This is a genomic window from Enterococcus sp. 5B3_DIV0040, assembly GCF_002140755.1.
GTDB classification, from domain to species: Bacteria; Bacillota; Bacilli; order Lactobacillales; family Enterococcaceae; genus Enterococcus_D; species Enterococcus_D casseliflavus.
Genome location: NZ_NGLC01000001.1, coordinates 246,874 through 268,716, shown reverse-complemented (window position 1 = coordinate 268,716; position 21,843 = coordinate 246,874). Strand labels below are relative to the sequence as shown.

Annotated in this window: 19 protein-coding genes; 9 read left to right on the top strand and 10 right to left on the bottom strand. The window is 44.3% G+C overall.

The features are described 5' to 3' along the window. Positions 1-289 precede the first annotated feature (289 nt). The 5 genes from mvk to A5883_RS01340 all read left to right on the top strand — a co-directional run bounded on the left by mvk (position 290) and on the right by A5883_RS01340 (position 6,586). Positions 290-1,222: a mevalonate kinase gene (gene mvk, locus A5883_RS01360; RefSeq protein WP_176323942.1), complete on the top strand. Its 933-nt coding sequence runs from the start codon at positions 290-292 to the stop codon at positions 1,220-1,222. Next, on the top strand, positions 1,215-2,213 hold the full coding sequence (gene mvaD / locus A5883_RS01355; protein WP_086337860.1) for a diphosphomevalonate decarboxylase: 999 nt from the start codon (positions 1,215-1,217) through the stop codon (positions 2,211-2,213). The genes mvk and mvaD overlap by 8 nt, the downstream gene beginning before the upstream one ends. A 36-nt stretch (positions 2,214-2,249) precedes the next feature. Then, complete coding sequence (locus A5883_RS01350) at positions 2,250-3,332, top strand: phosphomevalonate kinase (RefSeq protein ID WP_005228086.1); 1,083 nt, start codon at positions 2,250-2,252, stop codon at positions 3,330-3,332. Next, the gene (gene fni / locus A5883_RS01345; RefSeq protein WP_086337859.1) at positions 3,329-4,369 is read left to right on the top strand and encodes a type 2 isopentenyl-diphosphate Delta-isomerase; all 1,041 of its coding nucleotides are present in this window, start codon (positions 3,329-3,331) and stop codon (positions 4,367-4,369) included. The genes A5883_RS01350 and fni overlap by 4 nt, the downstream gene beginning before the upstream one ends. Before the next feature lie 294 nt (positions 4,370-4,663). Beyond that, a complete protein-coding gene (locus A5883_RS01340; protein ID WP_086337858.1) occupies positions 4,664-6,586 on the top strand; it encodes a heavy metal translocating P-type ATPase in 1,923 nt (640 codons plus the stop codon). 81 nt (positions 6,587-6,667) lie between these two features. Here the strand turns inward: A5883_RS01340 and celB are convergent, their stop codons facing one another. The 4 genes from celB to rpsO form a co-directional block, all read right to left on the bottom strand. Further along, entirely contained in the window at positions 6,668-8,008 is a 1,341-nt protein-coding gene (celB, locus tag A5883_RS01335; RefSeq protein ID WP_086337857.1) for a PTS cellobiose transporter subunit IIC, read from the bottom strand. 2 nt (positions 8,009-8,010) lie between these two features. Next, positions 8,011-9,411 carry a glycoside hydrolase family 1 protein gene (locus A5883_RS01330; protein ID WP_086337856.1) on the bottom strand — a complete coding sequence of 467 codons (1,401 nt, stop codon included), beginning with the start codon at positions 9,409-9,411 and terminating at the stop codon, positions 8,011-8,013. Positions 9,412-9,621: 210 nt separating this feature from the next. Continuing rightward, positions 9,622-11,739: a polyribonucleotide nucleotidyltransferase gene (gene pnp, locus A5883_RS01325; RefSeq protein ID WP_005231801.1), complete on the bottom strand. Its 2,118-nt coding sequence runs from the start codon at positions 11,737-11,739 to the stop codon at positions 9,622-9,624. 470 nt (positions 11,740-12,209) lie between these two features. Then, positions 12,210-12,479 (bottom strand): 30S ribosomal protein S15, encoded by a 270-nt coding sequence (rpsO, locus tag A5883_RS01320; RefSeq protein WP_005228072.1) that lies wholly within the window; start codon positions 12,477-12,479, stop codon positions 12,210-12,212. A 216-nt stretch (positions 12,480-12,695) separates the two neighbouring features. Between rpsO and A5883_RS01315 the strand changes: the two genes are divergently transcribed. Continuing rightward, positions 12,696-13,556: a MurR/RpiR family transcriptional regulator gene (locus tag A5883_RS01315; protein WP_005228070.1), complete on the top strand. Its 861-nt coding sequence runs from the start codon at positions 12,696-12,698 to the stop codon at positions 13,554-13,556. A gap of 226 nt (positions 13,557-13,782) precedes the next feature. Here A5883_RS01315 and A5883_RS01310 read toward each other — a convergent pair whose 3' ends face one another. The 5 genes from A5883_RS01310 to A5883_RS01290 all read right to left on the bottom strand — a co-directional run bounded on the left by A5883_RS01310 (position 13,783) and on the right by A5883_RS01290 (position 18,390). Further along, entirely contained in the window at positions 13,783-15,093 is a 1,311-nt protein-coding gene (locus tag A5883_RS01310; protein WP_086337855.1) for a family 20 glycosylhydrolase, read from the bottom strand. 322 nt (positions 15,094-15,415) lie between these two features. Next, a complete protein-coding gene (locus A5883_RS01305) occupies positions 15,416-15,955 on the bottom strand; it encodes a flavodoxin domain-containing protein (RefSeq protein ID WP_086337854.1) in 540 nt (179 codons plus the stop codon). Between the two features lie 33 nt (positions 15,956-15,988). After that, positions 15,989-16,558 (bottom strand): TetR/AcrR family transcriptional regulator, encoded by a 570-nt coding sequence (locus tag A5883_RS01300; protein ID WP_086337853.1) that lies wholly within the window; start codon positions 16,556-16,558, stop codon positions 15,989-15,991. Between the two features lie 281 nt (positions 16,559-16,839). Further along, on the bottom strand, positions 16,840-18,021 hold the full coding sequence (locus A5883_RS01295; RefSeq protein ID WP_005228027.1) for an AI-2E family transporter: 1,182 nt from the start codon (positions 18,019-18,021) through the stop codon (positions 16,840-16,842). Positions 18,022-18,036: 15 nt separating this feature from the next. Next, positions 18,037-18,390: a PTS glucitol/sorbitol transporter subunit IIA gene (locus A5883_RS01290; RefSeq protein WP_005228025.1), complete on the bottom strand. Its 354-nt coding sequence runs from the start codon at positions 18,388-18,390 to the stop codon at positions 18,037-18,039. A gap of 118 nt (positions 18,391-18,508) precedes the next feature. Between A5883_RS01290 and A5883_RS01285 the strand changes: the two genes are divergently transcribed. From A5883_RS01285 to A5883_RS19075, 3 genes are read left to right on the top strand one after another with little or no spacing between them, the layout of a single operon-like run. After that, entirely contained in the window at positions 18,509-19,531 is a 1,023-nt protein-coding gene (locus tag A5883_RS01285; RefSeq protein WP_060791538.1) for a lactonase family protein, read from the top strand. Between the two features lie 19 nt (positions 19,532-19,550). Next, entirely contained in the window at positions 19,551-19,901 is a 351-nt protein-coding gene (locus A5883_RS01280; protein ID WP_005233740.1) for a hypothetical protein, read from the top strand. A gap of 33 nt (positions 19,902-19,934) precedes the next feature. Next, on the top strand, positions 19,935-20,096 hold the full coding sequence (locus A5883_RS19075; protein WP_005228019.1) for a hypothetical protein: 162 nt from the start codon (positions 19,935-19,937) through the stop codon (positions 20,094-20,096). Positions 20,097-20,139: 43 nt separating this feature from the next. Here the strand turns inward: A5883_RS19075 and A5883_RS01270 are convergent, their stop codons facing one another. Further along, entirely contained in the window at positions 20,140-21,687 is a 1,548-nt protein-coding gene (locus A5883_RS01270) for a bifunctional metallophosphatase/5'-nucleotidase (RefSeq protein ID WP_086337852.1), read from the bottom strand. Positions 21,688-21,843 lie beyond the last annotated feature (156 nt).

Here is a 21,843-nt window from a genome sequence, read left to right as displayed (position 1 = left end):
ATCACTAAATATTGTATGTTGCACTTGCGATATCAACTATACAATACTATATCTTGTGCCGTCAACTGAAACTTTTGAAGCACAGATCAAGAAGTTTTTCAATAAAAGTTTAAAGATTTTTGCTTTTTTTTGAAATCTCATACGGAATGCTTAACGAAAGAGCCTTCTTCTAGTAAAATAGGAAAGGATCTTTAATTAAATTGTGTTTTTGTCAGGAGATAGTTACAATTGACTGACAAACGATAAATGAATCATGTGGGGTAAGCTCCCTAGAGAAATGAGGAAAATAATGTCAATTGGTACTGGCATAGCTACAGGAAAAATCATCTTAATGGGTGAACATTCAGTTGTTTACGGTGAACCAGCAATTGCTTTCCCTTTTGCGGGAGCAAAAGTACAAGTCGAGATCACAGCAAATGAAACAAACACCTTGATTTCAAGTTACTATCACGGTCTGCTTGAAGAAGTCCCCAGCCACTTAAAAAATGTCAAAGACTTGCTGCATCGTCTGCAACAAGATTTCCACACGGGTCCTTTTGCAACCTCCATCGTCAGCACCATCCCTTCTGAACGGGGAATGGGTTCTAGCGCGGCGGTCGCTGTTGCACTGACTCGCGCTTTTTTTGATTGGATCAAAAAAGATGTTACAAAAGAAGAATTGATGACCTATGTCAACTTTTCTGAAAAAATCGCTCACGGCAATCCTAGCGGGATCGATGCTGCAGCAGCTAGCGGGACGGATGCCATTTACTTTATCAAAGGACATCCCATCACTTCGTTTCCCCTCACGATCGACGGTTATTTGCTCGTCGCTGATACTGGTATCAAAGGGCAAACGAGAGAAGCTGTCAAAAGTGTCGCCCATCTTTTTGAAACCAGCAAGCAGCTGGCCAGTCAAGCGATCCAGCGTTTAGGGATTGAAACCAAAAGAGCCAAAGAGGCCATCATAGCCAATCAATTAGAAGTATTAGGTGAAAGCATGAACAACGCCCATCAGGCCCTGCAGCAGCTAGGGGTCAGCAATCAGCAACTGGATCAGTTGGTTTCCTCAGCATTGGCACACGGGGCTTATGGGGCGAAGCTGACCGGCGGGGGCCGAGGCGGCTGTATGATCGCACTAACCAAAACGAAGGAACAGGCTGAGAATATCAGCCGTATTTTATTGTCCGATGGCGCTCGTGCGGCATGGATACAAGGATTAGGAGTTTATGAACATGTATAAGGGAAAGGCTCGTGCCTACACGAATATCGCATTGATCAAGTATTGGGGAAAACAAGACGAAACCTTCATTTTACCGATGAACAATAGTTTGTCCCTGACCCTCGATGCTTTTTACACAGAAACAACGGTGGCTTTTTCACCCGATTATACGCAGGATCGCTTTACATTGGATGGCGTGGTGCAAACAGACGCTGCCACAAAAAAAGTTGCGGACTTTTTGGATCTGGTACGAAAAAAAGCGGACTGCCCGTGGTATGCCACGGTGGAAAGTCAAAACTTCGTCCCAACCGCTGCTGGACTTGCCTCTTCTGCCAGCGGATTAGCGGCCTTGGCGGGTGCCTGTAGTGAAGCACTGGACTTAAACTTGTCGGAGCAAGAATTATCACGTTTGGCCCGTCGCGGTTCTGGTTCGGCGTGTCGGAGTATTTACGGCGGCTTTGCTGAATGGCATCAAGGCACCGATGAGACTTCTTTTGCCACCCAAGTGCCGTCGAATGGCTGGGAAGAAGAATTGAGTATGATCTTTATTTTGATCAACGCACAAGCCAAAGAAGTCTCCAGTCGTGAGGGGATGCGCCGAACCGTTGAAACCTCGAGCTTTTATCCGGGCTGGCTTTCTGCCACTGCGAGCGATCTCGTGAAAATGAAACAAGCGATTGCCGAAAAAGACTTTACTGCTTTAGGTGAAACGACCGAGGCCAACGCCTTGAAAATGCATGGAACGACCTTAGCCGCCGAACCACCTTTTACTTATTGGTCTTCTGAATCTTTACGAGCTATGGAATGTGTCCGAATGCTGCGAAAAAAAGGATTGGCTTGCTATTTCACGATGGATGCTGGTCCCAATGTCAAAGTTTTATGCCAAAAACAAGAAGAACAAACGATTTTACGTGAATTAAGTGCTCACTTTGCCTCAGAACAATTAGTAACTGCTCATGCGGGCAAAGGATTAGCCTTTTTACCGGTGGAAGAATCTTCCGCCATCAACTAAGAAGCCATTAAGAAGCCATCGATTAGGAGTGTCGAAATGATTGAACTATCCGTTCCCGGAAAACTATTTATTGCTGGTGAATACGCGGTTGTCGAACCTGGTCATCCTGCAATCATCGTTGCCGTTGACCAATTTATTACGGTCACTGTGGAAGAGGCCCGTAAAAACGGCAGCATCCAGTCTGCCCAATACAGCGACCTGCCGATTCGCTGGACGCGGCGCAAAGGTGAATTAGTCTTAGACCATCGGGATAACCCTTTCCACTATATTTTGGCAGCCATTCGTCTGACGGAAAAATATGCCCAAGAAAAAGGCATTCCCCTTTCCTTTTACGATTTAAAAGTGACCAGTGAACTGGATAACTCGAATGGTCGCAAATATGGCCTCGGTTCCAGCGGTGCCGTGACTGTTGCCACGGTCAAAGCATTGAATCTGTACTATCAAATGGACATGGATCGGTTGACCCAATTCAAAATTGCGGCTCTTGCCCATCTCGCTGTTCAAGGCAATGGGTCGTGCGGTGATATTGCAGCCTCTTGTTATGGCGGCTGGATCGCTTTTTCAACCTTCGATCACGACTGGGTCTTAGCCAAACAAAAAGACCATACCTTAACAGAATTGATCGCTTTCGATTGGCCAGGATTATCGATCCGTCCCTTGACGGTTCCGAAATCTCTTCGACTGCTGATTGGCTGGACAGGCTCTCCTGCCTCCACCTCTGATTTAGTGGATCAAGTCTATCAATCCAAAGAAGAAAAAGAAAACGCCTATGCCGCCTTTTTAGCAGCCAGCAAAGACTGCGTCAATCGATTGATCGACGGTTTCTTAAATGAAGACAGTCGCACGATCAAAAAAATGATCACGGAAAATCGAAAGCTCCTGCGGGAGTTGTCCGCACTGACTGGTGTGCCGATTGAAACTCCAGCACTTAAAAAGCTTTGTGATCTAGCAGAAAATTATTGTGGTGCAGCCAAATCTTCCGGTGCCGGCGGCGGCGATTGCGGTATCGTGATCGTTGACCAAAAAACCGGTATTTTACCATTGATGAGTGCGTGGGAAAAAGCCGAGATCACCCCCTTGCCGCTGCATGTTTACCATTACCGGGAGGACCTATCATGAATCGAAAAGATGAACATGTTTCCTTAGCAAAAGCGTTCCATAAAGAACACAGCAACGATTTTGATGCAGTTCGCTTGGTTCACCAGTCGTTTCCACAAATTGACGTGGCTGATGTGTCAATTGCGACGACTGTCTTTGACCGCTCATTTTCCAGCCCTTTTTTCATCAATGCCATGACCGGCGGCAGTGAAAAAACCTTAAAAATCAATCAAGAGTTAGCAGAGATCGCACAAGCCTGTGATTTGATGATGGCAACCGGCTCCGTTTCGGCTGCCTTAAAAGACCCAAGTGTCGCCGATTCTTTCCGTATCGTCCGTAAAGCCAATCCTGACGGCTTCTTATTAGCCAATATTGGCGCGGGCAGTCCCATTGAAAATGCACAACGGGCAGTGGAGCTCTTTGGAGCCGATGCCTTGCAGATCCATCTGAATGCACCGCAAGAATTAGTGATGCCAGAAGGCGATCGTCAATTTAGCCAATGGCTGTCCTTATTGGAAAAAACGATGGCTTCTGTTGCCGTTCCGGTTGTCGTAAAAGAGGTCGGCTTTGGGATGTCCCGTGAAACGATCCAGCAGTTACTGGCGATCGGCGTACAAACGATTGATGTTGCTGGCAGCGGCGGCACAAGTTTTACTCAAATCGAAAATGCTCGTCGAAAAAAACGTGAATTGGCGTATTTAGACACCTTTGGTCAATCCACAGTGATTTCCTTGCTGGAAGCAAATGAGATCCAACAGCCCTTTACCCGCATCGCTTCAGGCGGAGTTCGGGATGCTTACGATATCTTCAAAGCACTTTGCCTTGGTGCAAATAGCGTAGGACTATCCGCCACGATCATCGTGCTGCTTTTGTCAAAAGGCAAAGAAGAAACCATCGCCACCTTACAATCATGGAAGGAACAGCTGCAGCTGCTCTACACAATGGCAGGACAGACAAGCACCAAAGACCTTACCAAGGTTCAGCTGATTTTTTCTGGTGCTGTCAAAGAGTGGTGTGAAGCACGTCAGATTCCCTTAGCAACGTATAGTTTGCGTTAAGCGATCCAATCGCTGACTACCACATCGAATAAGCAAAAGCAGTACAATTCGTTTTTTATTGTGCTGCTTTTTTTGTGCGCTTTTCTTTATAATAGAGAATTATCCATTTAACATTTGGATATCGATGTTATTTAATCGCTACTTGATAATCACTTTCATTATCAGGTACGTTGTTTTTTTACCATCTTGTTTTCGAATGTGCTATGCTCAAGTTGAGGGAGGAACAATCGATTATTTCTTGAGAAAAGGATCGGTTTTTCATTCCTAGACTACATTCAAAAGGAGGCGTTTCTTATGAGTAAATCAGAATCGTCGGCTGTTTTTTCAACGATCGCTTGTTTGCTATTGATGGCAACTGGCTTTCTTATGGCATCTTTTTCCATTCCTTATAGCTTTGTCCCTTATCTGTTAGCGATTCTTGCTGGTGGTTGGAAACAAACCTGGGAAGGCACGCAAGAATTGGTGCACGACAAACGGTTGAACGTCGATCTATTGATGGCATTAGCCGCCATTGGTGCCTGTATCATTGGTCATTGGTTTGAAGGGGCGATGTTGACCTTTATCTTTTGTTTGAGCGGTGCCCTTGAGGAATATACGACCAACAAAAGTACGCGAGAAATCAGTTCATTAATGGCACTGCAACCAACGACTGCCTTAAAAATGATTGAAAGTGGCGAGCTCGTCGAAGTACCAGTGGAAGCCCTTCAGTTAAAAGATACGATTATGGTGGCAAAAGGCAGTGCGATCCCAATCGATGGTATCGTGATCCAAGGAAGCAGCAGCGTTGATGAGGCGGCCATCAGTGGCGAATCCATTCCTGTCGAGAAACGTTTAGGCAGTGAAGTCTTTGGCGGAACCATCAACCTCGGACAGCCATTGTACATTGAAGTTACTCAAACGAGTGAAAACACTCGCTTTGCAAAAATCATTCAATTGGTGGAAGAAGCACAGCAAATGCCAAGTCAAACGGCGACCCTGATAGAGAAAATCGAACGGATCTATGTGCCGATCGTCTTGATCGCCGTCCCGCTAATGATCGTTTTGTGTACGTTTTTCACGAATTGGGGGTTCCAAGAAAGCTTTTATCGCGGCATGGTCTTACTGGTGGTGGCATCTCCTTGTGCTTTAGTCGCCTCTGCTACTCCTGCGACCTTAGCAGCCATTTCTCACGCTGCTCGTTTGGGCGTTTTATGCAAAGGCGGACAAGCCTTGGATGCCTTTGCCAATGTTAAAGCGATCGCTTTTGACAAAACCGGAACGCTGACTCGTGGCAAACCTGCTGTCACTGATGTCCATCTGTTGCTGGATGAACCCTTTATTCCCCAACTGATCGTCGGGATGGAAAAACAATCAAATCACCCATTGGCTGAAGCGATCTTGGCGTATTTTCACGATGAAAAGCCATTGGAATTAGCCGTGGAAGAACAAGCGGGGGTCGGTCTAGCCGCCACTTACCAAGCTGCCCATTGGACGATTGGAAAAGAAGTCGATCTAACATCTGTTGCTGCCAGTGAGCAAACTCGCATCCACGAATTGAAAGCAACTGGAAAAACCTTGATTTATATCAATCGTGACCGTGTGTTAGCAGGGTATTTAGCGCTATTGGATCAGCCCCGTCCTGAAGCTCGCGAGAGTCTTGCCTACTTCAATGAGCAGGGGATTCACACGACGATGCTGACGGGTGATCATTTAGGTACTGCTAAAGTGATCGCAGCAGAAATCGGCTTGTCTGACTACGAAAGTGATTGCCTGCCTGATGAGAAAACCACTCGGATCAAAGAAATGAAAGAAACCTACAAAATCAATGCGATGGTCGGTGATGGGATCAATGATGCCCCCGCCTTAGCGACCGCAAGTGTGGGGATCGCGATGGGCGAAGGAACTGACGTCGCAATGGATGTGGCGGACATCGTCTTGATGAAAAATGATTTGCTGCGCTTGGTCGACAGTCACCGTTTGGCTAAAAAATTACAGCGGATCATCAAACAAAACATCGTCTTTTCTATCAGCGTCATCTTGTTGCTGATTGCTTCAAACTTCCTTGAATTTCTCACGCTGCCTCTAGGGGTCGTGGGTCATGAAGGAAGCACGATCTTAGTTATCTTAAACGGGTTGCGTATGCTTTTGCCATTACACAAAGAAACACCCCAGCAAGCCAAACCAACTCGCAAAGATTGTGATGATTGCGTCTTGTATCAACAGTCTTTGCATACGTGATCACTACTTGCATTAGAAAAACGCCCGTTGTTGGCACTTCACTAGAAGTCCATCAACGGGCGTTTTGCTGTTTTTTCCTATTTATGCGTGATTGGCAAGTTGTTCCGTGTAGAGTTTGCCATCGTACATCTTAAAGAATGGATAATAGCAGAGAATGGAAACCCCTAAATTGATCAAAGCGATCAGGATGGCTCGGAAATCACCGCCGGTTCCTAAAAACGCCCCAATTCCGACTGGCGAGATCCAGGGAATGCCAGTAATGACTTTATCGACAAAGCCAAATGAGCTAGCAAAGTAAGCAATCGTGACGTTGATCAAAGGGGTTACGATAAAGGGGATGATCAAATACGGATTGTAGACGATCGGTGCCCCGAAGATCACTGGTTCATTGATATTAAAAAGTCCTGGTAAGATCGCTGCTTTTCCTAAGACTTTGAGCTGTTGTGATTTTGCCACAAACAGCATCAATAAAACCAATCCAAGCGTACTTCCTGCGCCGCCCATAAAAATATACATGTTCACGAAATCCCCAGCAAAAATATTATTGGCACCATCGATATTTTCCGTTAGAGCCACCAACAGGATGGGATTGATGAAACTATTTTTAATAACAGCCGTCCCATGAACCCCCACTGCCCATAAGAGATGGATAAGGAGCATAATCACGATGATTCCTAACCAAGAACCCGTCAACTCTTTCACGAATTCAAAGGGTTTGGACAGCAATCCGTGAAGATCCGTGTGGAAAACCGCCAGTCCCCCGTTGATCGCCACCATCAAAAAGGCGATCAAAATCGCTGGGATCAATGACGCAAATGCTTTGCTGACTCCATCAGGAACTCCTTCAGGCATCTGGATGGTGATCTTTCTTCTTACACAAAAACGATAGACCGACGTAGCAAGCACTGCGGTGATGATCCCAATAAAGATGCCTACCCCGCTAAAGCGTGTGATCCAACCGCCTATGGCGATTCCATTGTAAACAATGGCAGTTTCGCTTTCTGACTGCAGCAATTGAGCTGCCCCGTCGGTAATGTCGACTTGAATGATCGTCATTAAAAAGGCAAACAAACTTAATAACGCCCCTACAAAACTGCTCATAGTCAAATGATCTTCTTTATGATAAATCTCAGTTAAATAATACCCTGTTGCTAAACAATAAAAAACAGCAATCGAGCCGACAGACATCGTGGTCACGACACTATAGAGCGGTGAAAATCGTAAAATCGTTTGTTCGAAAAAGCCAGCCAGTGGTGGAATGATCTGCGGTAAATTATTGATGATCAAAAAGATCGATCCGACGATCGTAAAAGGGACCGTAATGATCCCTGCTTGCATGATTGCGCGAATAAAGCGTAAATTCGCCAACTTATTCAAAGGCGGCATCAAACGCGTTTCTAAAAAGGTAAAAACACTTGTCATCGTTACTCCTCCAACGAAGGGATCGCCCCTTCTTCAATCAGCTTTTGATACCAATAAAAGCTGTCTTTTCTCACTCGTTTTTGTTCTTTTTCCTGTGCATCATTGCGATCCACGTAAATGAAGCCATACCGTTTTCGAATCCCCTCGTGTACACTGATCAAATCAATGGCAGACCACGGACTGTATCCGATCAGATCCACCCCAGCATTGATCGCGGCTAAGCATTGGCTGATATGCTGCGACAAATAATCGATACGGTACGGATCATGAACCGTGCCATCTGCTTCTAGATGATCTTCTGCCCCTAAGCCGTTTTCGGTAATGATGATCGGCAAGTGGTAACGATCATAAAGAGTCTGCAACGTCGTTTTCAGCCCCAAGGGATCGATGGTCCAATTGAAGGCATTTTTCTTCAAGAACGTATTGGTGAACCCTTTGTAAAAACCACGCTCCATAATGTCTTCACTTTGCTGATCGCTGATACCGTTTTTCATATCCCCGGCTTCCGTCGGCTGCTCCACTGTCACTGTGGTGTAGAAGTTCATCGCGACAAAGTCAGGCAGAGCCCGTTTCATCAACGCCTCATCCTCCGGACCAAAGTCAATCGTGAGCCCATTTTGGTTCAAATAATCTTGAAAGACCGTGTTGTAACGACCGAAGCAGGAAAAATCAAGGTAAGCCCAGTTCCGGACACTGTTGAAATACAACGCTGCTTGGTTGTCTTCTGGTCGACTAGTCGCCGCATAAACCAACGAAATATTCGGCACCGGTCCGATTTTGCCATTTGGAACGATTTCATGACACGCTTCGAAGGCATATTTTTCAGCGATCATCAGGTGATGAAATTGCTGGTATTTTTCTGATAATGGAATCTTTTTCCCTAATATTTTTTGATCCACCAGCAGCATGATATTTGGTTCATTGATCGTCAGCCAGTGCGTCACTCGATCCCCATAGGCTGTAAACAGCGTTTTGGCATATGCGGCAAATGCATCAACAGTGCTGCGTTTTGTCCAGCCGCCTTCGTCTTCCAATGCTTGCGGCAAGTCAAAGTGGTTCAACGTCACAAAGGGCTGAATTCCGTGTTTTAGCAATTCATCAATGACATCGCTGTAATGATCCAAGCCTTTTTGATTAATAGTACCGCGCCCTTCTGGAAAAATTCGCGACCAAGCGATCGAAAAGCGGAAAATTTTGATCCCCATTTCTGCTAACAAGGCGATATCCTCTTTGTACTTGTGGTAATGGTCGACAGCCACTGTAAAATCAGCAATCTCATGGTTGTCTCTTGGACGAGTATCTTGGACACTCAGCCCCTTACCGTCGGTTTGATACGCCCCTTCGGTTTGGTGCGCGGAAATCGATGCTCCCCACAAAAAATCGGTTGGAAATGTTTGTTTCATATCGTACTCCTTATCCTAAATAAGATGCGTTTGACATCTTAGAATTATTGCTTGCATGGCAAAGACAATATTCTGAATTATCTCTTATTTTTCGCGGTAACGCAAAAAATAACTCCTGTCAAGTAAGACCCTCTTGAAGAGCAGTTACTTAGACACAAAAAAAGCAAAGTCCAGTTTCCTAGACTTTGCTTATGATTTAGAAGTAGCAGCTTATTTTTTCTCTGCTTTGTCTTCGTTCAATAGTGCTTTTCTTGAAAGGTTCACACGACCTTGTTTGTCGATTTCTGTAACCTTCACTAAGATTTCGTCGCCTTCTTTGACAACGTCTTCCACTTTGTTGACCCGTTCGTTCGCAAGTTGTGAAATATGAACTAAGCCGTCTTTGCCTTTGATCAAGTTGACAAACGCACCAAATTTTTCAATACGGACAACTTTCCCAAGGTACACTTCGCCAACTTTTACTTCTTTCGTCAATTCTTCAATGATCTTGATGGCTTTTTGGATCATTTCTGCATCAGCAGAAGCAATCGAAACTTTTCCGTCTTGATCGATATCGATTTTCACGCCAGTTTCATCAATGATGCCATTGATGGTGTCGCCGCCTTTACCGATTACATCTTTGATCTTCGCAGGATCGATTTGGATCATTTCGATCTTCGGTGCGTATTGGCTTAACTCTTCACGAGGAGCAGCCAATGTTGATGTCAATTCATTTAAGATTTCCATCCGCGCTTTTTTCGCTTGATCTAATGCTTCTGTCAAGATTTGTTCAGTGATTCCTTGGATCTTGATATCCATTTGTAACGCAGTGATCCCATCTTTGGTTCCAGCAACTTTAAAGTCCATATCGCCAAGGTGATCTTCTAAGCCTTGGATATCAGTTAAGATCGTGTAGTTTTCACCATCAGATACAAGTCCCATTGCGATACCTGCAACTGGTGCTTTGATTGGCACCCCTGCATCCATCAACGCTAAGGTTCCTGCACAAATACTTGCTTGAGAAGAAGAACCATTTGATTCTAATACTTCTGCAACTAGACGGATTGTGTAAGGGAAGTCTGTTTCATCAGGAATCACTTGTGCTAAAGCACGTTCGCCTAATGCACCATGACCGATTTCACGACGTCCTGGTGAGCCAGCACGACCAGTCGAACCAACAGAAAATTGAGGGAAGTTGTAATGGTGGATGAATCGTTTTGATTCTTCAACCCCTAATCCATCAATGATTTGGTGTTCACCTAAAGGTGCTAACGTACAAGCAGACAATGCTTGAGTTTGTCCCCGAGTAAATAGACCAGAACCATGAACACGTGGCAATAAGCCAACTTCTGATGCCAATGGACGGATTTCGTCTAATTGACGGCCATCCGGACGAATCTTGTCGATGGTGATCAATTCGCGAACCACATCTTTTTCAAGATCTTCTGCGATTTGTTTCACTTCTTTCAAGAATTGTGCTTCCTCTTCATGTCCAGCAAATTTTTCTGCATATACTTCTTTCACTGTGTCTTTGACTTTATCGATCTCGTCTTCACGAGCCAATTTTTCTTCCGTCATAACAGCAGTTTTCATTGTTTGGTAGTAGCCGTCGAAAATTTCTTTTTTCAAGTCAGCATCTACTTGTAACAATTTGACTTCCATTTTTGGTTTGCCCACAGCTGCGACAACTTCTTCTTGGAAGGCAACCAATTCTTTGATAGCATCAAAACCGAATAATAACGCACCTAACATGTCTTCTTCAGAAACTTCTTTCGCTCCTGATTCAACCATGTTGATGGCTTTTTTCGTTCCAGCTACTGTCAATTCGATATCGGTTTGTTCTGCTTGTTCTACTGTTGGATTCAAGACGTATTCGCCATTGACCCGACCGACATCGACACCAGCGATCGGTCCGTCAAACGGGATATCTGAAATAGATAACGCTAAAGAAGAACCTAACATTGCTGCCATTGCAGGCGTACAATCTTGTTCAACACTCATTACGATGTTTGTAACTTGTACTTCGTTACGGAAGCCTTCCGCAAACATTGGACGGATCGGACGGTCGATCAAGCGGGCAGTCAAGGTTGCTTCCGTACTTGGACGTCCTTCGCGTTTGATAAAGCCACCAGGTACTTTCCCTACGGCATACATTTTTTCTTCGTAATTGATCGTTAATGGGAAAAAGTCGGTATCTTTTGCTTCCTTAGATGCAACCGCTGCACTTAGGACAACCGTATCGCCATAACGAACCAATACAGCTCCGTTTGCTTGCTTGGCTAATTGGCCAACTTCTACTTCTAATGGGCGGCCGCCCCAAGTTGTTTTAAATACTTGTTTTTCTGTCATGTTCTGCTCCTTTTCATCGGATCCCAGCAAGTCACTACTAAACAAATGAAAAAATCGGAATGTCGTTCCGCTGCTTTCATTTGGTTAGTAGGATGCTGCTTACAAGGACCCAAAATTCTTTTTGGCTGCGCTTTTTGATTCACCAGTCAAAAGGCCGCTATTTCGGTGTTTCACTTTTTAGATGGCTCAAGCTTACCTGTCAGACTGCATCAGCTGTTTTAGCCGACAATGCAGTCGCAGTGATTCCGCTGCTTGGTTACTACGCTCGCTGCTCTCGCCTAGTAGGTTTCATCATCTGCTCTGTGCGGCTTGCGCCGCTCAGTCGCAGTGATTCCGCTGCTTGGTCACTACGCTCGCTGCTCTCGCCTAGTACTATTCATCATCTGCTCTGTGCGGCTTGCGCCGCCCAGTCGCAGTGATTCATAGCAAAAAAGTGAGATTCGGGTTGAACCTCACTTTTCTTTGTTTGATTAACGACGTAATCCTAAAGCTTGGATTAATTCGCGGTAACGTTGTACGTCTTTTTGACGTAGGTAAGCTAATAAGTTACGACGATGTCCAACTTTTTTCATCAACCCACGGTATGAATGGTGGTCTTTTTTGTGCATACGTGCATGTTCGTTCAAATGGTTGATTTCTTCTGTTAAAACAGCGATTTGAACTTCTGGAGAACCAGTATCTCCTTCATGACGTGCAAATTTGTTGATGATTTCGTTTTTGCGTTCTTTTGAAATTGCCATGTTTTTCACCTCTTTTTCTTTTTCCCCTGCGACTGAGTAAAACGTTGGTGATTCGTTAAACCAAGTAACAGGTACTGTGCTTTTCACACGTAATTACTTTACTTGATTCTAAGTAAAAAAGCAAGTTTATCTACCTATTCTTTTCGTTTCTTTTGAAAGCTCCTCCAAAACTTATGTTATACTTAGGATACTACTCTATCTAAAGGAAGTGTAAGGATGAGCGTTCTTTCCCGAATCGAGAGCATGAAAAATGAATTATCGCTTTCTGAGAAGAAACTCTTCGCATTCATGGAGGCCAATCCTGAAAAAGTGCCGTCGATGACTGCGAGTCAATTAGCAGAAGCCACTGGGATCAGTGCACCAACCGTTGTACGTTTTGCGAAAAAAACCGGCTTTGCTAGTTTGACAGATTTAAAAATACAATTATCTGCCGAATCCGGCTTGCGCCACAATGCCAATGAGCATTTAGGTTATGCCGATGTTGAATTAAACGAGCCCTTTCATGCCATCACCTCAAAATTGAGCCACAATGCCCAGGTGACCATGAATGAGACGGCCCAATTATTAGAAGAACAGCTGATGTTGGCTGCCGCTGAACTGATCGCGACTCGTGAACGCATTTTTGTCTGCGGAATCGGTGCTTCCTCATTGATCGCACAAGATATCCAACAAAAATGGACTCGTTTAGGCAAGATCGTCGTGTTTGAAAATGACTACAATCTCTTGTTGCCGCAACTTGTCAAAAACGAGAAAAAAAGTCTGGTCTGGGTCATTTCCAACAGTGGACACACGCCTGAGATGGTTCACTTAGCCGAAATCGCTAAAAATCTTGGCGTTCCGATCCTGTCACTCACCCGCTTTGGTAGCAATCCGTTGACGAAGTTGGCGGATGTTCCCCTGCAAGTGTCCCGTTCCAAAGAAGCCAACCAGCGGAGTGCCGCTACCAATTCAATCATCGCCCACCTATTAGCGGTCGATGTCCTTTTCTATGTCTTTTTAAGTAAAAATGAAAAGCTGGCACGCAATATCTACGCGTCACGCCAAGCCATCGCTGATTTTCGTGAGAAGTATTTGTAAAATGTTAGGGAGCTATAGCCTCCTACTCTTTATTAAAGCGATGACTCTACCCATTGATGAAACGTTTTTTACCAATCAAAGACAAGAGGCTGAATGTCATCAGCCTCTATTTTTTATGCTAAGCAATGATCCCCGTTGTAGAATGAACTGGACGTTGCATTCATTCTTACTCTGTCTCGCTAGATAAAATCCGCTCCTGTTTTCTCCTTGCTCGCGACTACTTTCCTCATTGCCCCTCCTCCAAATACGAGACTACCCACGAATCAAATAGTTTTTGATACGCAGCTTTTGGGCGGTCTTTTTCTTGATACACCTTTTGTGCGATGGCCGCTTGGAGCCAAAAAATCGCTTGGATCACTTCACGACTAGTCTGAGCCTCAGGTACATCCGCCCAGACGGATAAAGCGATCGCCTGTGTTTGGGCAAGCTGTTCCTGTGCAACTTGTTGTCCATTGGCAAACGTCGTCAACTGGAATTCATTGCTGATTTTTTCGTAGGTTGGATAAGTATAGCCTGCCGCTTCTCCTAAGACATAATAGAAAAAATTATCATTGTGATTGATCATTGTATAGCCTTTTTCAAAAAAGACATCTGCCGGCGCCATATTCTGGTTCCACCGGGTCCAATAGGAGATTTGGCAATTCTCCGTCAATGTTGTCTGCTCTTGGCGATTCAAGCGGTAAAATCCATCATTCCAGACCCGCACAACAAAGCCGAGACTTTCAACAAAGGCCGCCAGCTCATTGACATAATCAATAAAGACTTCGATTCCACTTGCTTTTTCCCCATAGCGCTCGCGGGCTGCTTCGATCATTTGCGGAAAGTTTTCTAAATGATCAAAATCAATAAACTCATCGGCACCAATATGAAAATAGGTGCTGTCTTCAAACAGTTGCGCATATTCCCGATAAACTTCCTGAATAAAAGCTACCGCTTCTGAATCCAAAATGTTCAGTGCTCGATCATCACGCGTACCATCGGCTGTCGGTAATTGCCACTCGGGTTTTTGAGCCAACACTTGCCGCAAATGACCGGGAGAATCAAAGTCCGGAATGATGGCAATGCGATGTTCGTGGGCATATGCGATCAATTCACGGATCTCTTGTTTGGTCAAATACTCCTCCGAAACGATTTCTGGAAATTGCTCTGATTCAATGCGAAATCCTTCATTTTCGGAAAAGTGTAGCTGTAGATGGGTAAACTGGAAACAAGCCATACTACGAACGACAGCTTTTAAATCCATCAAGGAGTAAAATTTGCGACCAATATCGATCATTAAGCAACGTTCGGGGATAGCCGCCGTATAAGAACCTTCCCGCAACTGATCAGTAAAGAAATCTCGCCAGTATTTCGTTGTAGCAGGATAGACCTTCTCAGGAGTTGAGACAATAATCCGTTGCTTTTCAAAACGGAAATCTGCATCAAGTGATGGCCTGAGAACGATTTGGGGTTGGTGGTCTGGCATTTGCCAGCCCATTGTTGCAAAAATAGCGGTTGCTTTTTTATAATCTACGAATTCATTGTGTGCTTCATTCATCTTCGTTTCTCCCAGTACAATTAATAATTTGTTCCCTTTTATGAAGGTTCCTTTCTATCATAACACCTGATTATAAGAACGTTTTCATTTTGAGAGATTTCTTAATAAGTACTAATCAGAAAAGCCGGTCCTGTGTATGTTGGTTAATTGCCTATTCAAACGATCATCCCAGTAAAGCCAACAATTCTCATGTAGTTGTCGATCGATTCGTTATAACTTTTCTGGAAGGATGTGAATGGGAAAAAGAGCCAGCTTCCCAATGATGATTCTCTCCCCTACACTACTACAAAAGAAAAATCAGCTGAGCTGCAATTGGCCTTTACTATTGAAACAGTCCCTGCTCCAAATAATCCACCAACGGACCCAAGTACTTTTTATCTGTCCAATCACAATCTTGTCCGTTGGCTTCCATGAGCGCCTTCATCTGCGGATCATAGGTGTTAGGCGCTTTCTTAGCCGCAGCTTTTCTTAACATTTTCACTAAGTTTCGATCAAAGAAATTCATTTTGCTTTCCTGCCATTGTCCTCTGCCGTAAAAAAGGGGGATGTCTTTTAGCGGACCCGTGAGATTCTGTTCTCTGAGTTTTTTCACAACATCTTCTTCAGGAGCAGAGGCTCCCGCACAAAAGATAAGTATCTCTTTGTCTTTTAGCTGGTTGGTATTCTTTTTTAAAAAGGACAGTCCAGCAATACCCGAAGCATAGATTCCCCCACAGAAGATAATTGTGTCATAATCCATTACTTCAGCTATTTTCGCTTTTGGGGTTTCTAGGCTGGAAAAACCTGTTGCATCTTGAAGCCAGTGGACATACTTTTTGACAGCGCCGTATTTCGATTGATAAACAATCATGCCGTTTTTCATGGGGGAACTCCTCTCTGCAGTTAGGACTGCACCTTATGGTTTTGTGCCAGCTATTGCTTGTTCTAAAAACGTTTCGTACGCTTTTTCCTGTTGTGCATAGATTTCATCTAGTGGAATACCGGGTGTCGTTACTGAGAAAATCGTACCGATTCCGATCGTGTAAATGAGCATATGCATGTGTAGCTGTTTGGCGGTTTCTATACTGATAGTCAAATCGACGGCAATCCTTTGGGCTACTTGAGGATTCGTCTCCAACTGATACAGATCTTCTAATGACGAAACATTCGCTCTTTTTTGTAAGACAAAAATACTCAAAATATGGGGTTCTTCTTTCGCCAATTGCAAATACGCGTGTCCGGTACTGCGAAACAGATCCTGGGGGTCGCTATGGGCTTCTAGATACGCTTGTAAAAATTGCCGTGCTTTCTGCTCTACTTCTGTTCGCAGGCCCTCCATATTGGTGCAGTAACTATAAATGGGCTGGACTGAACAGCCTAACTTCTCGGCAATGTTCTTGACGATCACTTGCTCCATACCGCCTTTTCGTGCAATCTCAAAGGCGGCATCAACCACCATTTCCTTTGTTATTCGTTGTTTCGGCATTCATTGCCCTCCTTAAGCACAAGTTTCGTTATATAAACTCTTTATATAAATCGATTATATTCTTTAGTTCCTTCGAAGTCAATTGGATCCAAGCCACTATCCCTCGCTCTTTCTATTGAATAAAGAGCTGTCGCTTTCTCACAAATCATCGTTCATAGGGTGTAAATCTTCCGTTACTTTCCAATGATTGCTGGCTCTTTTATCCGCATAAAAAAGGTACAGCCCACAGAAAAAGGCTGTACCGTAGATAATACGTATGGGCTCTTTTACACTCGAAGCTGCTACACTTCTGGGGTGTCCTCTGGTGGCGCTTCGGGGATCGGTTCTTCCTCTTCATACAAGGAGGAAACCCGCGTATACCATTCAAACACATGGGTAATGACCACTTTAGCTGCCGCATACACAGGAATCCCTAAAATGACCCCAACAAGGCCAAACAGTTTTCCTGAAGTCAAGAGGACTAACAGGATCGTGACAGGATGAATCGACAACTCGTTTCCTAGAACTAATGGCGAAATCAAGCGGCCTTCAATGGTCTGCTCAATGACAAAGACGATCAGCACTTGGATCAGTAACACGGGTCCACCGACGATTCCTAAAAAGACCGCAGGGATCATGGCCAAAAAAGATCCTAAATAAGGGATCAAATTTAGAAATCCCGCTGCGATCCCCAGTGTGATGGCATAATCTAAGCCAATGATACTAAACCCGATCATAAACATCACTGCGACCGCAAACGCCACCGTCAATTGTCCCCGAATATAGGAGGATACTTGATCGTTCATCTCTTTTAAGACGACCAGTGATGGCTGGCGCATTTTGGTTGGCAGAAATTTAACAAAATAAGGGGCTAGTTTACGGCCATCTTTCAGTAGGTAGAACAAAATAAATGGCATGGTAATGACCGCTAAAACGATCGTTGCAACGGCGCCGAAGAAACTGCCTAGATTTTGAATCGTGCTGCGGGAAAGGTTTTGGACGATATCCGTCAAAGAAGAAATCAGCTTCTCATTGGAGGCTTCGATCTGCTCTTGGACTTGTGAGAAGATTGGATCAGAGAGGATCTCATTCACCTTATTCTCGATGATCGTCAAGTAGCCTGGCAAATTATCCGCAAAGCTCATGGATTGCTCTTGGATCTTAGGGATGATCACCACCACACCCCAGACGATCAGACCAACCACTAAAATAAAGAGACCAAAAATACTGTAGATTCGTTTGATTCCCTTGCGTTCTAAGTAGTCGACGGTGGGGTTCATCAAGTAATACAAGATCCCCGCCAAAATGATTGGCAATCCGACGATGGCTAAAAATTGCCAGACGGGTTCAAACAAATACGACACTTTCGTAAAGAGCAGCAAAATCAAGAGAATCAATAAAATGACCAGCAAGCTGGTCACTGCTTGATTGTTTAAAAACCATTTCCAAAACCAGGAATGCGGCTTTTTCTGCGTTTCTTTCATGACATTCTTTGCCTCCTAGTCGTACGTCACCTGCATGCCGACTTCTAGTTTCGGCAGAACAGTTGGCGTTAAATAAATCGCACTTGAAAGCTGATCTTCAGCCGGCACTTCGTCAAAGACAAAGGTCACATGCTGGATCGTTTGCAGGATTTGGTTTACGACCGTCCCTACATATTGGACTTGATAGGTCTGATCACCAAAAGTGATCTGGTCCCCTTTTGTGACGACTAACGCTTGCGAATCAGGAATCGTTTGAATGACTGAATATTCTCGCAGTGTGTCGGTCGCTTCTTCCCCAAAAAAGATGATCATTCTTTCTTGCGAATCGATCGCTTGTGGACCGATTTCTTTGATCGTCCCTTTTTTCATATGACAAACTCCCCTTTCTATCTTCTTGTTTATTATAACATAAAGAGTTTTTCTACCCGCCCAAAACCGCATTCTATGGTAGAATTAAATAGGAATGAAACTATTAGGAGGTTTTTTTATGTTGCAAACGATTTATTTAGGTACGTACACTCGTCGCGAAAGTAAAGGGATCTATTCGATCGCTTTAGATACGGAAAAAGGAACACTGACCGATTTGACCTTATGCGCGGAAGAAAAAAGTCCGACTTATCTTGCCCGCAGTAAAAAAGAAGCAGTTTACAGCGTCACAGAAGTAGATGGCAACGGCGGCGCAGCTGCTTATACCCCAGACTTTACCTTGCTGAATACCGCAACGGAAGAAGGCGCACCACTTTGCTATGTAGCAGTTGATGAAACCCGTCAGCTTTTATATGGTGCCAACTACCATAAAGGTGAAGTGAATGTTTATAAAATTCTAGAGGATGGCAGCATCGAAGCAACGGACAGCATCTACCATGATGAACCCGTCGGCTCTCATGAAAACCAAGACAAACCTCATGTCCACTATACTGACTTAACACCAGACCAACGTTTAGCAGTTTGTGACCTTGGAACAGACCGGGTATATACTTATGATATTTCAGAAGATGGCAAACTGACAGAAGTTTCCGTTTACGTGGCAGAAGACGGAACTGGTCCACGTCATTTGGTCTTCCATCCAAATAACCAATACGCTTACTTAGTGGGCGAATTAGACAGCTCATTGACTGTTTTACGCTACAATGAAGCAGATGGCAGTTTTGAGAAAATCCAAAAGGTGCCAACGATCCCTGCGGACTTTACGGATTTCAACAGTGGCGCTGCGGTACGTATCTCGAACGATGGCCGTTTTGTTTACAGCTCAAATCGCGGCCATAATTCAATCGCTGTTTTTGAAGTAACCGATGAAGGCGCTGGCCTGACTTTTGTTCAATCAATCTCGACTGAAGGCGACTTCCCTCGCGATTTCGATTTGGACCCGACAAACGATTATCTCGTTTGTGCCAACCAAAATTCTGATAACCTAACGTTATACAAACGCGATGAAGCCACTGGCAAATTGACTGTCTTAGAAAAAGACATCTACGCACCAGAATGTGTCTGCGTCTTATTCAAAAAATAAAGTTTTGGAGGATTCCCCCATGTTTGATAAAACACCAAAGGAACTTGTGCTCAAAGATTTTTCTAATATCTACAATAAATGTCAATCAACCTTTGAACTAGTGACGAGCCGCAAATACAATGAATCATTGGTCCTATTAACGACTGCAGAAACGTATGCGATCGCTGAAAAAGCCTATATTCGCTGCGATACTGCCAAAGAGCTGCAAACAGCGGAAGTCATTGCTTTCTTTGATGCTTTTGAGATCTATTATTTTGAATTAAAACAAGTCCTTTTTCATGATGACGATGATTTTGTTTCTTTAAAAAATCGTTTAGAAAAAATGAAAGACACTTACGAAGCATTGACAGCCTCATTTCATTTGTTATGATGAAATCAAATCAAATGTGAAAAAGGTGACGTTATGAACCAAGAACAAGTGTTGGATCGTTTACGAGAAGAATTGGCCATGCCGTTTTTCGAAGCAAAACTAGAAGACAAAGAGTATTCCGAAGAAGACTATCAACAAGTCAAAGCGGATTTGGTAAAATACTTTGATGACTATGTACGCAATGTAGAAAATTAAGAAACAGCCTGCGATGATTCCTTCATCGCAGGCTGTTTTACTGTTATAACGTCACTAGAAAGTTTTGATTCGTCGTAGCTTCGATTTGAGGATGCTGTTTTAAATAGTCAGCAATCAGTTCCGTCATATCGACTTGAATCTCACGAACGATTTTTTCGGCAGAAAACATGGCGTAGTTGCCACCACCTACTGCACGGTATTGGTTAATGACGATCTCTAATTCTTGATCCATCGCAATGGCTTTTTCTTCAAAGTCCAAGCGGGTGATTCGCTGACCGACGGGTTGACTAAGATCGATCGTATACTCGATGCCTTCATACATATCGTAGTTATAATATTGCGGTTTTGGCTCAATAAAAGCAGGATTGAAGACGATCTGACCGTCAACAACGGCTAAATAATCCGCCGTTTGTTCTAAAGCGGCTTTTAATTCGGCACCTGTTATTTTGACTACAGCTAACGTATTTGGGTAAATATAATTAGTGATCACATCTCGCATCGTGATGGTTGCGCCAAAGCCTTTGCCTTCATTGTTGAAAAGAGCAGTACCAGAAATTTTGGCGCCGCTGGCAGCCATCTGAACATGATTGATGAATTCAATATAAGGATGCTCTTTCAAGCGTGCCCCCATCGGATCGGTGATTCGCATATCCCCACTGACTTTGCCTAACGGCTGATCTAGCCAGGTTTGTAATTCTTCTTCGATGGGTGCTAACAAAGCCAACGTCTCTTGATCTGGGACAGCATCTGCAACAGGGATCAACGCAGCCGTACTGTTTGTGACATGAACCCCTGTCTGATTTTTTTCAACCGTCAATTCGATGGCGCCGATAAAGCTTCCACGATAACCGGGCTGTACAACGGGGACACCATTGATTTTTGTGGCGATCTCACGGTGCTGGTGTCCTGTGAAGAACGCATCGATTCCTGAGACTTCCTGCAATAATTGATAGCCCTCATTTTCACCAGTCAATAATTCGGTCGGTTCTCCAGTGACTAAATCACGCTCGAAGCCGCCATGGTAGCTGACGACAACGATATCGGCTTGTTCTCTTAAGTAAGGCACATAGTTTTTCGCTGTCTCAACGATGCTGACAAACTGCATCCCGCGAATCGTCGCAGGCTGTTCCCAATGAGGAATATATGGCGTCACCATTCCTAAGATCGCGATCTTTACCCCTTCTTTTTCAATGATGGTATAAGCTTGGCCAAAGAATGGTTCTCCCGCTTCATTTAAAATATTCGCTGCGAGTACTGGTGTTTGGTAGCTGGCGATCGCTTCTTGCAAATAAGGCAGACCGTAGTTGAACTCATGATTGCCTAAGACATGGACATCAACGTCCAGGTGGTTGACGACAGCGGTCAATGCGGCAACGGAGTGCTGGCTTTTGGCGATGTAATAGCTTAAGGGCGAGCCTTGGATAAAGTCGCCATTTTCGATCGTTACGACCGGTCCGGTGGCTGCTTGACGTAGCTCTTTCATTTTGGTAGCAACTTTTGCCACGCCGAATCCTTGTTCCGTGTCATCGGCAAAATTGGTTGGATAGACATAGCCATGCATATCGCTCGTTTCTAAAAACGTGATTTTCATTCAAAAGACTCCTTTTCCCATCAATAGACCAAAAGGGCATGCGCATAAGTCAAAAACCCTCGAAAGCCAGCATTTTCTGCTTCCTTGTGTCTTCAAACCTTATGGCACAAACCCTTTTGTCTTTCATTCTCAGGTGTTTCCCTGATTATACCCTAT